This window comes from Paenibacillus sp. GQ49 (assembly GCF_059759055.1).
The window spans coordinates 209,162-224,056 of record NZ_JCAXEL010000007.1 but is presented as its reverse complement, the minus strand read 5'-3'; the positions used below and the strand labels follow the sequence as shown (position 1 = coordinate 224,056).

Below are 14,895 nucleotides of genomic sequence, written 5' to 3'. Positions count from 1 at the left end.
TCGCTCCAGTATGATAGATGGGAATTCAATGAGATATATGAATTAGGTAAGGTGACAGTCTTTATAATTGTACAGTCTTGTTCTGTTGGAGTCACATGAAAAAATATTAAAGTGTACTTCATTCTTATATAAAACGTTCTGACTTCCAGTCGTACTGAGAGTTGATCATAGTTCAATGTATTAAAATAACCCATGAACCTCTTTAAGGTCATGGGTTTCTGATACTGAACATCATACATGCTCCAGATCATCGATAGGTTCATGCTGCTTGGATTTGAGATACTCCGCCGGAGACACACCGAAGTGTGCCCGGAATACCCGGTGGAAATAGGAGTAACTTGCAAAACCGCAGGATTCGGCAATATGCTCCAGTGTCATTTCACTGTATTTCATTCGTTCCAGCGCTGCATTCAGACGGATCTCAATCGCATATTGAATCATGGTCTGATTGTAGTGCTCCTTAAATAAACGAACTGCACGTGACAGGCTGAGGCCCGCATAACGAGCCGCTTCGTCAAGCTTGAACGTAACCGTGGCATGCTCCTCAATAAAACGTTTTAACTTCAGCGCAGAGGAAACTGCCCGATCGGTCTGAATATTCTCTTTAATTGCCCGGTCGATATAAAGACATAATCCGCGCAGTAACGCATCCTTTAGCTCCGCATTTTCCTCAAGAGGTCCGCGACGTTTCTCAAGTAACATATTTCTCCACAGGCTGATGAGCTTGTCATCCAGTCCAATTCGGCTCACGGTAGATCGATGCTGCCTTTTCCACCAGTTCTCGATCCAGCTGCCCTCGCAGAACAGATAATAATCTCCGCTGGACAAACGTCCCTCCTTATGTGGTTCATCGACCACGAGATGATAATCGTCACCAGGCTTGAGCAGCAGCAAGTCCCCGCTCGTCATCCTGAATTCCTCATCCTGTACATATACTTTGCACGAGCCTTCGGTCTGCAGACGGAACAGATAGGTTTGCAGCTCGCCCTTCATATTATGAGTGAACGCCTTATAGTGGTATGAGTAGTCACAGATTAGTACAGATGTCTCTAACGTATCCAAAGATAAAATCCCCCAATATGTACATCCTGCATGCATTTAAATGGGCTCCATTCAATTGATGCAAAATGATGGAAATAAAATTTGATCAGATAGTTCATGTTCTGACTATATTGTATATGTTCATTCTAGCCTGTTTTGCGGTAGGATGATACCAGATAGAGCAATGAAAGCAAATTTGAGAACAGAGGTGTATCCTACATGAAAAAACTTAATATTGGTTTGCAATTGTTTACACTCCGTGATGAAACTGCAGCAGATTTTCGTGGTACGTTGCGTAAGGTAGCGGCCCTTGGATATGAAGGTGTGGAGTTTGCCGGATATGGCGATATTCCAGCTGAGGAAATGAAAGCGCTACTAGATGAACTTGGACTGAAAGGATTCAGCAGCCACGTTTCACTACATGCGATGCGTGAAGACTTGCAGAAACAAATCGATTACTTGAAAACAATTGGTGCACAATATATCATTTGCCCTTACCTGATGCCAGAAGATCGTCCTGAGAATGCAGAAGGTTGGACCAAGCTATTCGCTGAGTTACAACAATATGGAGCTGAAGCAGCGAAACAAGGATTGATCTTCGGATACCATAACCATGACTTTGAATTCCACGGCCAGGTTGGTGATGCCAATGCCTTTGATGCCATGTTCGCTCAAACATCACCGGAAGCGGTAAAAGTGGAAATGGACGTATGTTGGGTACAATTTGCGGGACAAAATCCGATCGAGTATATTAAACAATATGCGGGTCGCTTGCCGCTGCTTCATCTGAAGGACTTCAGCAAAGACGAACAGGGCCAGATGAAAACACTGGAATTGGGACAAGGTTCGGTTGACCTGCCAGCTGTTATTGAAGGCGCTACGAATGCAGGCGTGGAATGGCTGATCGTGGAACAAGACGTATGTCAGAACCCTCCGCTTGAGAGCGTATCCAACAGCTACAACTGGTTGAAAGAAAACTACCTGAATCAATTCTAATGGACCATCGAACCATGAAAAATGCGAATCTATTTGTCAAAGGAGACTTATGTACATGAGTAAAATTAAAGTTGCTGTATTCGGCTGTGGAGCCATTGCCGAGCGCAGACATATTCCAGAGTACGCTGCCAATGAGAACGTAGAACTTGTCGCTTTTGCCGATCCGGTTGTGGAGCGTGCGGAAAAGATGGCCGAGACTTACGGCGGTAAAGCGTATTCCAGTTACGAAGAATTGCTTGCAAACGAAACGGTGGATGCCGTTAGTGTGTGTACACCAAACTATCTGCATGCGCCAATGGCGATTGCTGCTGCAAATGCAGGCAAGCATGTATTGGTTGAGAAACCAATGGCAGTATCCACTGAAGAAGGCGAGCAAATGATTGAAGCTGCCAAGAAAAATGGCGTGTATTTGATGGTTGGTCACAACCAGCGTTTGATGCCTCCTCACGTAAAAGCAAAAGAAATCCTCGACTCCGGTAAACTCGGTAAAGTCCTGAATTTCCGTACATCATTTGGTCACCCGGGTCCGGAAGGATGGAGTGTGGACGGAGCTGAAAGCTGGTTCTTCCGTAAAGAAGAAGCGATTATGGGCGCAATGGGCGACCTGGGCGTGCACAAATCCGACTTCATCCGTTATTTGCTGAATGATGAAGTATCTGAAGTGGCTGGTTTCATCAGCACACTGCACAAGGAAGGCACTAAAGTTGACGATAACGCAACTTGTTTGCTGCGTATGAAGAGCGGAGCGATCGGAACGCTCGTAGCAAGCTGGACTCAATACAGAGCTGGAGACAACAGTACAGTGCTGTGGTGCGAGAATGGCGTTATGAAGATCGGAACAGTGGAAGGCGATGAAGTTATCGTTGAACTGACCAATGGTACAGTTGAGACGTACAAAGTTGGTGCCATGGCTACCAATGAGAAACAAGTGCCGAGTGGTGTCATTGACGCATTTGTAGAGTCGATTGTAACCCAAACACCTCCAGCGATTTCCGGAGAAGAGGGATTACGTTCCCTGCAAGTGATCCTGGCAGCATTCGAATCCGAGAAAACAGGTCAGATCATTAAGCTGTAATTCAACTGAATAACAGTGCAATTTCTAACATTCTATATGGCTTAATCTATGACATAAAGGACTTACCTTCAGAGATGTGCTCTGGGGTAAGTCCTTCTGTATTTGTTGATGAATAATTAACTTTCTTTAGATGCCGGCCGGCACTTCACTGCCTAGGTCCAGCCATGTTATTTCAGCAGGAGTCAGCGTGATGCGGGAACCTTCGTCACAGGAGAGCAGCTCCGCCTGATTCTGGGCTCCGATCAGGGCACAGGTTGGGAACGTCTGATTCAATACATAAGCGAGTGCAATCTGGATCGGTGTTGTTTTCTTCGAATTCGCCAATTGTTCAGCCCGGCGCAACCGTTCCCAGTTGCCATCACTGTAGAATACACGCACCAGATCTTCGTTATCCCGAACTTCAGGTGTGAATCTTCCAGTGAAGAAACCACGTGCTTGGGAGGACCAGGATAGCAAGGGCAACTTGGATTGCTCATGCCATGCCAGTGTCTCTGCATCTGCTGACACACAGCCTTCCCAGAAAGGTTCGTTTGCTTTGGCGAGACTGAGATTTGGGCTGCTGAATGTGAAGCCCTTCAGGCCATTTGCCGCAGCGTATGCATTGGCTTCCTCGAGCCGCTGCCAGGTCCAGTTGGAGGCGCCAATTGCGCCGATTTTACCAGATTCAATATGTTCGTTCAGTGCTTCAAGAATAACACTGACAGGGGTACTGGGATCATCCCGGTGCAAGGCATACATCTCTACGTGATCTGTCTGAAGACGCTCCAGACTTTCCATCAAGTCACTGCGGATGGCATCAGCGTTCACGCGTGGTCCATTCTGGTCATGATGCCCGCCTTTGGTGAGAATGACGATCTGGTCGCGGTTACCACGTTCCTTCATGTAACGACCAAGGACTTCTTCACTCTGTCCACCACAATAGATATGTGCTGTATCTACAGTGTTACCGCCAATCGACAGAAAAGCATCCATGTTCGTAGCTGCTTTATCGTAGGCATTATGCACGAAATAATCGGTTCCTTTAATTAATCGGGAGACACGTTTACCTGCACCAGCAATTTCGATATATTCCATAAGTCAGTTCATCCTCTCAATTATAGTGTAATTCGTGTACGTTCTTCCGCTGAACGAAGGCAAGCTTCCAGTACTTTCATATTAGCTACCGCATCGGAAGGGGCGAAGCGCAGATCCTTGCCCTGAAGTACAGCACGTGCCATATCATCTCCCTGTAGAGAGTAGTGGTTCACTTGCGGGACTTCAATCTCTCTGCGTTCACCACCAGCCGTTACATAGAAGTTGGAACTGCGGTCCTGTCCGCTGATAAATGCCGATGGGACTTCAATAATTCCTTCGGACCCCAGTACCTCCAGCGTATTGCGGAAGGCTGCCCACATGCTGCTGTCAAAGGTCACACCAACGTGATTATCGAATTCCAGCAGTCCGGAAGCCATCATATCGACTTGATCATGCTGTGGGGAGAACATGCCAATAACGGTAACTGCACTTGGTTCTTGACCAAGCAGCAGACGTGCTACGCTGATGGAATAACATCCGATATCATACAGTGCACCTCCACCCCACTCTTTCCGAAAGCGGACATTGCCGGATGCATTGGAGTTATTAAATGAAAATGTGCTGTGGATACCACGGATCTCACCGATCTCACCGCTGGCAATGATATCCCGGATCTGCTCATATCGTGGATGATGGCGGTACATGAATGCTTCAGCCAGATGCACACCTGCATCTGCACAAGCTTGAACCATCTCCTGAGCTTCCTGCGCTGTCAGAGCCATTGGTTTTTCACACAAAATATGTTTGCCTGCTTCAGCAGCACGGATCGTCCATTCCCGATGCAGATGATTCGGCAGTGGGATATATACCGCATCAATGGAATCATCCGCGAGCAAAGCTTCATAACTGCCATAAGCCTTGTCGATCCCAAGTTGATCAGCCGTCTGCTTGGCTTTATCTTCGTCCCGACTGGCAATCGCGGTTACTTCATTCAACTCGGATTGCTGCAAGCCTGGAATGACGGATTCCACAGCAATGCTAGCGCTACCAAGAATGCCCCAACGCAATTTTTGAACTGAATTCATGTGTTGTATCCTCCTGTGTATGAATGTATATTGTGATTATAAAGAATAGACCAATGAAATAAAATGATAATATATTGAAGTTAGTTAACACAATATTGTTGATCAAGGAGAACCGGCTATGATGAGACAAACCGTATTGCTTACCCTGCAGGATATTCCATATTTTTGTTATCCCGAGTCCGTTGGACATTATATGGACCACGTCCAGCATTCCGTGTTGCGTGAGGCTGGCGCACTGAACAACTTTAATATTCACTACGTCGCTTCGGGCAAGGGATATGTGGAAGTGGACGGGGTGGTGCATGAGCTTCGTGCAGGTCAGGCGTTTCTCTATTTCCCGCAGCAGCGGCAGCATTATTATAGTAGTGAAGATGATCCATGGGATGTACGATGGCTTCATTTTTACGGTGAACGTCTGCATGATTATATGATCGAGCGGGGGTTACATCGCAATCTACTGTGGACACTGCGGCAACGCAGCTCTTGGGAAGAGGCTCATCTGGCCTTGCTCACTGAGGCGGAACAGAACACGATGCTGCGTCCGGCTCAGCTATCCACACTGACCTATGCCGTACTCGCCGAGTTCGTGCAGCATGCAGTACCTTTAAAGAGCACACGCACCACAAGTAAGGCGGAGAGTCGGGTTCTTGCACTTCTTCCACAGATGCAGCAGGAGGCCTGTCAACCTTTCCTGTTACAGGACTGGGCGGATCTCGCAGGTGTGAGTTCGTATTACTTTTGCAAAATGTTCAAGAGTGCTGTGGAGATGACGCCCATGGAATTTATCACTCGTTCACGACTACAGATGGCAAAGCAATGGTTACTCGAACGGCCTACGGCCAACATTGGACAAATCGCGGAGGAAGCGGGGTATCCCAATGCCAGTTATTTTAACCGCCAGTTCATGGCCCATGAAGGGATGACACCTACGGATTACCGCGGATTGTATCACAATTAACCCGTATCCTTTCGTTTTTGCAAGCGCTTGAGGCATAGTGGTTTGACAGAGAGCTCAATCAAGTCTATTATGGATAAATTAAATCCGTGTATAATGAGGTGCCCTCATGAAATATTCAAAAGCGACAAATTATGCTTTGCATACGATGCTTCATCTTGTAAGTACTGCCCCTGAGCAGCTGGTTAGTGTACACCAACTTGCAGAATTGCAGAAGGTATCACCAACGTATCTGTCCAAAATTTTAACCAAATTGGTTAAGGCGGGCATGATCGAATCGACTTCTGGCGCCAATGGTGGCTACCGGCTTAGTCGTAAAAATCCGGATCCTTCTTTCCTGGAGATCATTCATGCGATTGAAGGTCAGGCGTCCCTGTTCGAATGTTCCCAGAATCATAACGCAGGCTGTTTGATCCAGCAGGTGATGGTGCAGGCGGAAGAAGAGATGGAAAGTTTTTTGAACAATAAAAAAATGTCGGAACTGGCTTCCCAGATGAAGGGTGCACATTCCCTGTAACTTGCAGATAGAAGTGAAGCTTCAATGGACGCTGTTACCCTCGTCTGGCACATAGGTATATCCAGATCTTTCCCCAACCTCGTGAGAGGTAAGGAAAGATTTTTTGTATCGTTGTACCTAATAGAAGCCGAATGGTACAATAAGGAAGGTATAGTATGCATACATACATGATCCTAATCTTACATCACATTTTACATCTCTGGAGGGACAACACATGAGCCAATCAACGATCACAGGACAGGAACAATTACTCGCGCTGGAAAACATTCGGAACACCAAGGCGCGTTATTGCCGCTATATTGATACGAAACAGTGGGATACCTTGGGTGATGTGTTTGCTCCGGATGCAGTGGCCGATTTCAGCACAGAAGGCAATCCAATTCCGGTATTAACAGGCCGAGATACGATCGTACAAGTCTTCCGTGATCTGGTGGATGTGGCCGTAACCGTGCATCATGTACATAGCGCCGAAGTTGAATTTGTATCCGAGAACGAAGCAAAGGTCATCTCCCCAATGGAAGATTGGGTCACGTTCCCGGAGGGCAATGAGAACAAATCCTTCCACGGATTTGGGCACTACCACGAAACTTTTGTCAAAATAGACGGCCAGTGGTACATCAAACATACAAGTCTGAAACGTCTTCGTTTGGACCTGTTTGAATAGGATAAGGATGGATAAAGATCACTTACAGAGGTTCGGTGCTGTAAGTGATTTTTTGGTTACCATGGAGACGAGTATTGTTCCGAAATTCGATATCAGACAAAATGTGAGTGCTTTATGTGAATTGTAAGATTATTTTACATAAAATTGAATTAATAGCATTGACGTTCCAAAAGTCATGGGTTAAGATATTCACAACAAAACAATTACATTTTATTACACAAATTGAAACTTAGGGATTTAATTCTCTCATATTTTATGTATATTTCCGCTTGGCTAATTTGTTAATCAGAGGATGATGCCATGAACTGGTACGCATTGTTTGTACATACAGGAAGCGAAGAAGTCATTAGGAAATACCTACATATGTATCTAGGAACCTCCATCCGAGTTTTAATCCCCAAGAGAAAAGTTCCGGAGAAGAAATCGGGTATTTTTGAAGCCTGTACCAAAAAAGTCTTTCCTGGTTATGTATTAATTCAAGTCAACATGTCCGCCGAAACATACCACTTAATCTGTTCTATTCCTCATATCATTAAAATGCTGGGAACTAATGCAAGCTGCACGCCAATCCCGGATCATGAAATGACCACATTGCTTAACCTCATCAATCCGGAAGATATTATCGATTATTCAACCGTATATATGGAAAATACCAAAGTTGTGGTGCTGGATGGCCCATTGATGGGAAACGAAGGCATCATTAAGAAGATTGACAAGCATACACGCAGAGCAAAGGTTTGGCTTCATCTAACAGGCTACGATGAACCCAAATTAGTTGATTTGGGTGTTGAAATTTTATATGCAACACAAGAAAAATGAGTACTCAGACATGTTATGGTCACATACGACAACCAAAACCGGAGGAGCAGAATGAAGCTTAGGCACATTATGCAACCAAGGGAGTCATATGCATAAACACTGAAATACACATTGTGTATCAACAGGGCGAAGCCATGTACGTTGAGCAGTCATCACTACATGTTGTTGAATAAGGTATTTCTGTGACAGTAAAGCGCAAACAAGCGGCTGAACTGTTTTTTTGTTGTCTTCAGGAAATTTATTGTTTTCAGAGAGGGCTGCTCACCTTGGATTCAGGAAAGGAAGACGTGATGCATGAGACAAATGACCATTCGCGGTATCGGCATGTATGTGCCGGAATCCGTGTTGACGAATCAGGGGCTGGAGGCCATGGGCATTAACGCCAATGCGGACTGGATCTACCATAACCTTGGAATCCGCGAACGAAGAATCTCCCATAAGCATGAGTACACCAGTGATTTGGCATTGGAAGCTGCGAGACAAGCTATAGAGCAGGCTGCGATGGATGCCGAGGATATTGATATGATCATTATGGCGACCTTCACACCGGATCGTTTAATACCACATCCGTCCGCTCTTGTGAAGGAAAAGCTTGGAGCAGACCAAGCCATTTGTCTGGATCTTCGCGCGGGCTGTGCCGGGTTCAGCTATGGATTATTGAATGCGTATTATACGTTCCAGGCTGAAGGAGATATAAGAAATATTCTAGTCATCGGCGCGGATACCTATTCGAAAGTAACGGATTGGCAGGATCGGGCAGCATGTTCCAGTGTGGGAGACGGCGCAGGGGCATTTGTCTTACAGGAATTAGATGAAAATGATTCTTATCACAGCGTTTTTTTGAACGGAATCATGCATCACGAGAATATGGAAGATATCAGTTATGGAACATTGCCTGTTCATTATGGACACATTCCTGACGGATCTGTTTCCGTCTATACGTCCAATGGCCGATATTTATATGAACAATTGGTCCGAGGTATTCCACGGCTCGTGAACCGTCTTTTGCGCAAAGTAAAATGGAATATGGAGGAAGTAGATCTGTTTATTTTCCCGCAAACGAACAGTAATCTGATTCGAGAACTCGCCGTTGCCTTGGGCATCCCGCAAGAAAAAGCCTATATGACGATGGAAAAATACGGGTATACCTCTAACGCCTGTTTGCCAATTGCGGTGACCGAGGCTGTGAAGCAAGGGGCACTGAAAGCAGGTAATCGTGTTGTGTTGGTTGGGGCCGGGGCTGGAACGTATTATTGCGCTACAGCGATTAGATGGGGAGAAGTCGTGTAAGTGGAGAGGAGATTATGACCAAGATGCGATTATATTGTGTCCCTTATGCAGGTGGTTCAGCATCAATATATAACAAATGGAAAAAGGGGTTATCCGAATCCATTGTACTGAACCCTGTTGAACTTGCAGGACGTGGATTGAAATTCTCCAAGCCGCTCTATGAGAGTATTCAGCAAAGTGTAGATGATGTATTTGATTATATATCTAGCGATTTACCAGATGAGGAGCCATATGCCCTATTTGGACATAGCCTCGGAAGTCTGATTATCTATGAACTGTATAACAAAATGCATGAAGAGCAGTTCAGGAAACCCATACACATGTTTTTCTCGGGGCGAGAGACGCCGGATTATAAAAAAGAACAGGTCTATTACCATTTGCCCGAAGGACAGTTCATCGACCGCATTAAGGAAATGGGCGGTACCCCGGATGAGTTCTTTGAGAACCAGCAACTGATGGATATGTTCATCCCCATATTACGTAAGGATCTGGAGATGAATGAGACGTATACTTACGAAGAGAAGCCTTATAAGCTGCAATGTGATATCACGATACTGAACGGAGCAGAGGATGAAGGTTACATTCTGGATTGTGCAGAACGTTGGAGAGGTTATACGGAACAAGGAAGTGCCGCCCGGATATACAAAGGGGGGCATTTTTATTTATTTGAAGGCAGTATGCATCGGGTGACTAGCATGATCAATCAGACATTAACAAGTTATATGGAGTAGATCCTATACGGAGGTGAGGTGTCCAATGAATCAACGGCAGATTACTTCAATTGAACAGCTAGAGGCAACTATTCTGGACGTATTTCATGTTGTGCTGGGAGCTGATGCGGGAGTCACAACCACGATTAATTTTTTTGACTTAGGGAGTGATTCTCTGCTTCTTGCCCAGGTCTATAATCAACTTGAAAAATTATATCCAGCCCAAATTACGTTAACCAATATGTTCGCCTATCCTACGATCTCCAGACTTGCCAAATTCATCGCAGACCAGGAAGGCATGGAACTGGAAGCATACCCTGTTCCATTGGATTACATGCAGAATGGTGGACAGGCCCTTCAAGACCATCGGTATGAATTCCGGATCGAGAAGGATCGCTTTAATGAAATCAGGAACTTGTCCAAAACGGCAGGCTGCACGCCTGTAGAATGGTTATGGTCTTTGTTTGCATATCTGTTGACGGAGATTGGCAATCAGCCGCAACTCACGGTCTATACACTGATTTATCGGATGAATCATATCAGTTCCATTCCGCTGGATGTGCAAGAGGTGCAGGATTTCAATGAGTTGTTTGCCCTAGCTAAACAAGCTTTACATACAGCAGACGAACAGCCTGGTCATCATATCCAGGATCTGGTTAGAGCAGGGATGAAATCACAGCATGACGCCATCCGTCCGCTATTTTACGAGGCAGATTATGTCAGTGGAGGCAGGGGGGCGCTGGAGGAACTGTTTGATGTCATCTGTGAAATTCAGAATGAAAAACGAAATATGTTGGTAACGCTGTATTGTAAACCCGGAATGAATACGGTTCAATGGAACCTTTTTTTCAGAACCTATGATCAAATGCTTGCCAAAGTGATTGAAAGTCTCCGCTCAGCGGCTGAAAGGGGATAAAACAATGAAAAACAAACTGATGGATTTCAGTGAACTGGGTATTCGTGACACAGCTCAGACGGAGTCGTCTAGTCAGCTGCCTCCAGTGGCAATTCCAGCTACTATCCGTCCGGGTGATATCGCGATCGTTGGGCTCAGTGTTCGTATGCCCTTGGCAGATGATGCGGAGCAATTCTGGAATAACTTGTTGCATGGTCTGGATTGTACGAGGGATCTGCCGGAGCAGCGACGCCAGGATGCCGATAATTACATCTCTCGTAAAATGAACCCTGGTGAAGACACCAAATACTTGGATGGCTCTTATCTGGAACATATCGATACCTTTGATTATCCCTTTTTTCGATTTACCCCAAAGGAAGCCAGTTTAATGAATCCGGCTCAACGTATCTTTATGGAGACAGCTTGGGCCGCTTTTGAAGATGGAGGATATACCAGTGAGAAGCTGGCGGGAAGCAATACAGGAGTATACGTTGGACTGGTATCCGATCTGGAAGGTTATCGGTATAAAGAGATGATTCATGATGTGGAGCCACAGTCTCTGCCGATCTCGGTCACAGGCAATCTATCCTGCATTTTACCCAGCCGTTTATCATACCTTCTTGATCTGAGAGGACCGAGTATGGTGGTGGACACTGCCTGTTCTTCATCTCTGGTTGCAGTGCATCATGCCTGTAATGCCATTCGTTTGGGTGAGTGTGACATGGCGCTGGCAGGAGGCGTAAAACTCAACGTGCTTCCTCTGGACAAGGATTACTACCGAATGGGCATTGAATCATCGAATGGCATGACACGCCCCTTTGATGATAGCTCAGATGGTTCCGGAATAGGTGAAGGTGCGGCAGTCATTATGCTGAAACCACTTCAGGATGCTATCAAGGACAAGGACCAGGTGTATGCAGTCATCAAGGGCAGTGCCATTAACCAGGACGGGAACTCCATGGGGATTACGGCGCCGAATGCCAGAGCCCAGAGTGAGGTCATTGTGAAGGCGTGGAAAGCTGCGGGGGTCGATCCGGAAAGTATCGCTTATATTGAAACCCATGGAACCGGGACTGTCTTGGGAGATCCGATTGAAATCGATGGCATTAAGGGAGCATTTGAGCAATACACCGATAAGAGGCAATTTTGTGCGATCGGTTCGGTGAAGTCCAATATCGGACATTTGTATGAAAGTGCTGGGATTACAGGACTTGTTAAATCCGTATTGTCCTTAAAAAAAGGAATTTTACCTGCGGTGCAGCATTTCGATCGCCCGAATCGCAATATTGATTTTAGTGGAACGCCTGTGTATGTAAATACACGTAACCGAATCTGGCCTGCTGAGGGTGAACCTGTACGAATGGGTGTCAGTGCATTTGGATTCAGCGGAACCAATTGCCATCTCATTCTGGAGCAGGCGGGTGCAGTGGAAACCAGCAGCGAGACTGAGACGCGGGAGTACCTCTTCCCTCTTTCAGCCAAGACGCTTCAAGCCCTGCAACAATATATATCCAAATATACGAAATATCTGAAAACAACCGATCACACGTTAGCTGATATATGTTACACGGCAGGCACCTCCCGAACCCATTATGAACACCGTCTGGTACGGATTGCTTCCAGCAAAGAGGATTTGCTCGCCCAACTGGCCGAACTTGAAGAAGGCGGATTGGAATCCATTCGAGAGCAGTCAGTCCCGGAGTCCAGTCAGCTGCATTTAACCGCTCATTGTGAAACCTATCTTGGGGGTGGGGAGGTAAGCTGGCCAAGCCTGTATTCAGGTGAGGATGTTCGCCGAATCAGCATCCCGACGTATCCATTTGAAGCTCATCGCTGCTGGATTGAGCTATCTGCTCCTCCGTCCCAAACCAAGACGGATGCCAGCGCTATGGAGAACATTCACCATTATGAGTTGGGTTGGGTTCCTGAACCGGAACGTAATTCCGATCGGAAGTTATCGGAAGGTCATATCGTTATTTTTATGGACGAAAAAAGAGAGGAAAAAAGAGAAGATCTATCTCTTCGTAAGACACTACAGCAGCAGGGGCATCAGGTTATTGAAGTGTTTGATGGACCTTCGTTCCTTCAAGTAGCTTCCGAGGAGTATGTCATTTCAGACCATCGTGAGAGCATGGAACAATTGTGGACTCATTTGGAAAAATTGACGATCACCCGGATTATCTATATTCAACAGGATCAGTCCTTTCATCCATTCTTCTATCTCCTTCAGGAGATGATAGGTGCCCAATCGCTGGAGCCTGTTGACCTGGTGTTGTTGACGAATCCAATCCATTCCATCACCGGGACCGAGGAAAATGTATTTCCTCAGGCTGCCCTGATGTTTGGTTTGGGTTTGGCTGGACGAAAAGAAGATGCACGCCTGCAATGCCGATCCATCCAAGTGGACGCGGAGACTTCACTCCAGGATATTGTGGCTGAACTGGATCATGAAAGTGATGATTATGGTGTAGCTTATCGTGCAGGTACGCGTTACATTCAGCAGTTTGGAGCACTGGACCCGTGTGCGTATCCTAAATGGAACTACAACATTCGCAATGACGGGTTGTATCTCATTACTGGCGGACTGGGCGGCATTGGGCTGGAGCTTGGATTACAACTCGCGGAGCGATACCCGGGAATTACACTCGCACTGGTGAACAGAACTTCGCTTCCCGCACGAGAAGAGTGGGATAGCATTGTTGCTACACATTCCAACGAAGTGTTAGCTCAGAAAATCCGATCTGTGCAACAAATGGAAGCTGCTGGTGCGACAGTTCTTCCTTACCAAGCAGACATTTCAGATGAAGCTTCCATGCGAATGATTTTGAGTGAATTACGTCAGAAATACGTTCGCATTGCAGGTGTCATTCATGGAGCAGGGGTCGCTGTAGGTGGAGATCATCCACTTAAGGATAGAACGATAGAAGAAGCTGAACGTGTATTATGCCCTAAAGTGCAAGGAACCCAGGTCGTGGATCAACTCACCAGAGAGGACAATCCAGACTTTTTTGTGATGTTTTCATCCATTGCAACGTTATTTAGCGGACCGGGACAGGCCGATTATGTTGCTGCCAATGCGTATCAGGATGCTTACGCAGCCTATCGCAACCAAGAGATGGACGGAACGATGACGGTCAACTGGTCAACCTGGAAAGAAACAGGCGCAGCTGCCGCAACGGGCTACGGAGTAGACACCCTTTTCAAAGCCATGACCAATAAAGAGGCTCTGACTTGGCTGGATCAGGTGGAAGGACGTCAGATTGAACGTGTATTAATAGGACAGATGTCGACAGACCGTGGCATGTTGAAGATGATTCGCAACTATCCGTTTAGACTTTCTCCTCAAGTGGAGGGCTGGATTGATTCACGTCTACAGAGAACTTCATCACCGAAGGCGCCAGCGCCAGTGACCCCGCAAAGTGTAGCCCGGCAGGATACCGTGCTGAATGGTGCGGATGACGGAGAATACACACCATGGGAGAGAAAGGTTGCCGAAGTGTGCCAAGCTATTCTGGGCTTTAATGAAATTGATATCCATGACAGTTTCTTCGAACTTGGAGCTGACTCGATTCTGGTGAAACAAATGTATGCACAACTTGACCGTCAGTACCCGGGGGTGCTCGTTGTTGCAGATCTGTTCGAACATCCGTCTGTGCACCGATTGGGTGGATATCTCGCTGATAAAACAGGCCACAAACGGGAGAAGAAACATGTAGAGGAGCCTGTAGGTGGGGCAATTGCGCTGGACGAGGAAGTCCATTCTCTTTTTGATCAGTTGGAAGATGGCAAGATCAGCATGGAGGATATGCTCAAAGGATTAAAACATATCTGATA

General features: G+C 46.3%; 13 protein-coding genes. 10 read left to right on the top strand and 3 right to left on the bottom strand.

Annotation, left to right across the window (positions count from 1 at the left end):
* Positions 1-231: 231 nt before the first annotated feature.
* Positions 232-1,062: a helix-turn-helix domain-containing protein gene (locus AC6CIF_RS15240; protein ID WP_036668130.1), complete on the bottom strand. Its 831-nt coding sequence runs from the start codon at positions 1,060-1,062 to the stop codon at positions 232-234.
* Between the two features lie 198 nt (positions 1,063-1,260).
* On the opposite strand from AC6CIF_RS15240, the gene AC6CIF_RS15235 reads away from it, so the two are divergent.
* Both AC6CIF_RS15235 and AC6CIF_RS15230 read left to right on the top strand, forming a co-directional pair.
* Positions 1,261-2,037, top strand: a complete 777-nt coding sequence (locus tag AC6CIF_RS15235; protein ID WP_047841639.1) for a sugar phosphate isomerase/epimerase family protein — start codon at positions 1,261-1,263, stop codon at positions 2,035-2,037.
* A 55-nt stretch (positions 2,038-2,092) separates the two neighbouring features.
* Positions 2,093-3,112 carry a Gfo/Idh/MocA family protein gene (locus AC6CIF_RS15230; RefSeq protein ID WP_237178182.1) on the top strand — a complete coding sequence of 340 codons (1,020 nt, stop codon included), beginning with the start codon at positions 2,093-2,095 and terminating at the stop codon, positions 3,110-3,112.
* A gap of 126 nt (positions 3,113-3,238) precedes the next feature.
* Here AC6CIF_RS15230 and AC6CIF_RS15225 read toward each other — a convergent pair whose 3' ends face one another.
* Both AC6CIF_RS15225 and AC6CIF_RS15220 read right to left on the bottom strand, forming a co-directional pair.
* Positions 3,239-4,186, bottom strand: a complete 948-nt coding sequence (locus tag AC6CIF_RS15225) for an aldo/keto reductase (protein WP_498200299.1) — start codon at positions 4,184-4,186, stop codon at positions 3,239-3,241.
* Positions 4,187-4,206: 20 nt separating this feature from the next.
* Positions 4,207-5,211, bottom strand: a complete 1,005-nt coding sequence (locus tag AC6CIF_RS15220) for a Gfo/Idh/MocA family protein (protein WP_498200297.1) — start codon at positions 5,209-5,211, stop codon at positions 4,207-4,209.
* 118 nt (positions 5,212-5,329) lie between these two features.
* Here AC6CIF_RS15220 and AC6CIF_RS15215 point away from each other — a divergent pair, with 118 nt between their 5' ends.
* From AC6CIF_RS15215 to AC6CIF_RS15180, 8 genes are all read left to right on the top strand, one after another.
* A complete protein-coding gene (locus AC6CIF_RS15215) occupies positions 5,330-6,169 on the top strand; it encodes an AraC family transcriptional regulator (RefSeq protein ID WP_498200295.1) in 840 nt (279 codons plus the stop codon).
* A 106-nt stretch (positions 6,170-6,275) separates the two neighbouring features.
* Positions 6,276-6,683, top strand: coding sequence for an RrF2 family transcriptional regulator (locus tag AC6CIF_RS15210; RefSeq protein WP_017692155.1), 408 nt, complete (start codon positions 6,276-6,278; stop codon positions 6,681-6,683).
* A 214-nt stretch (positions 6,684-6,897) separates the two neighbouring features.
* Positions 6,898-7,347 (top strand): nuclear transport factor 2 family protein, encoded by a 450-nt coding sequence (locus tag AC6CIF_RS15205; protein ID WP_498200293.1) that lies wholly within the window; start codon positions 6,898-6,900, stop codon positions 7,345-7,347.
* A 300-nt stretch (positions 7,348-7,647) separates the two neighbouring features.
* Positions 7,648-8,166, top strand: coding sequence for an antiterminator LoaP (loaP, locus tag AC6CIF_RS15200; RefSeq protein WP_076212949.1), 519 nt, complete (start codon positions 7,648-7,650; stop codon positions 8,164-8,166).
* A 294-nt stretch (positions 8,167-8,460) separates the two neighbouring features.
* Positions 8,461-9,456 (top strand): 3-oxoacyl-ACP synthase III family protein, encoded by a 996-nt coding sequence (locus AC6CIF_RS15195; RefSeq protein ID WP_498200291.1) that lies wholly within the window; start codon positions 8,461-8,463, stop codon positions 9,454-9,456.
* Positions 9,457-9,470: 14 nt separating this feature from the next.
* On the top strand, positions 9,471-10,187 hold the full coding sequence (locus AC6CIF_RS15190) for a thioesterase II family protein (RefSeq protein ID WP_179088547.1): 717 nt from the start codon (positions 9,471-9,473) through the stop codon (positions 10,185-10,187).
* A 25-nt stretch (positions 10,188-10,212) separates the two neighbouring features.
* Entirely contained in the window at positions 10,213-11,082 is an 870-nt protein-coding gene (locus AC6CIF_RS15185; RefSeq protein WP_498200288.1) for an acyl carrier protein, read from the top strand.
* 4 nt (positions 11,083-11,086) lie between these two features.
* Entirely contained in the window at positions 11,087-14,893 is a 3,807-nt protein-coding gene (locus tag AC6CIF_RS15180) for a type I polyketide synthase (protein ID WP_498200287.1), read from the top strand.
* Positions 14,894-14,895: the final 2 nt, after the last annotated feature.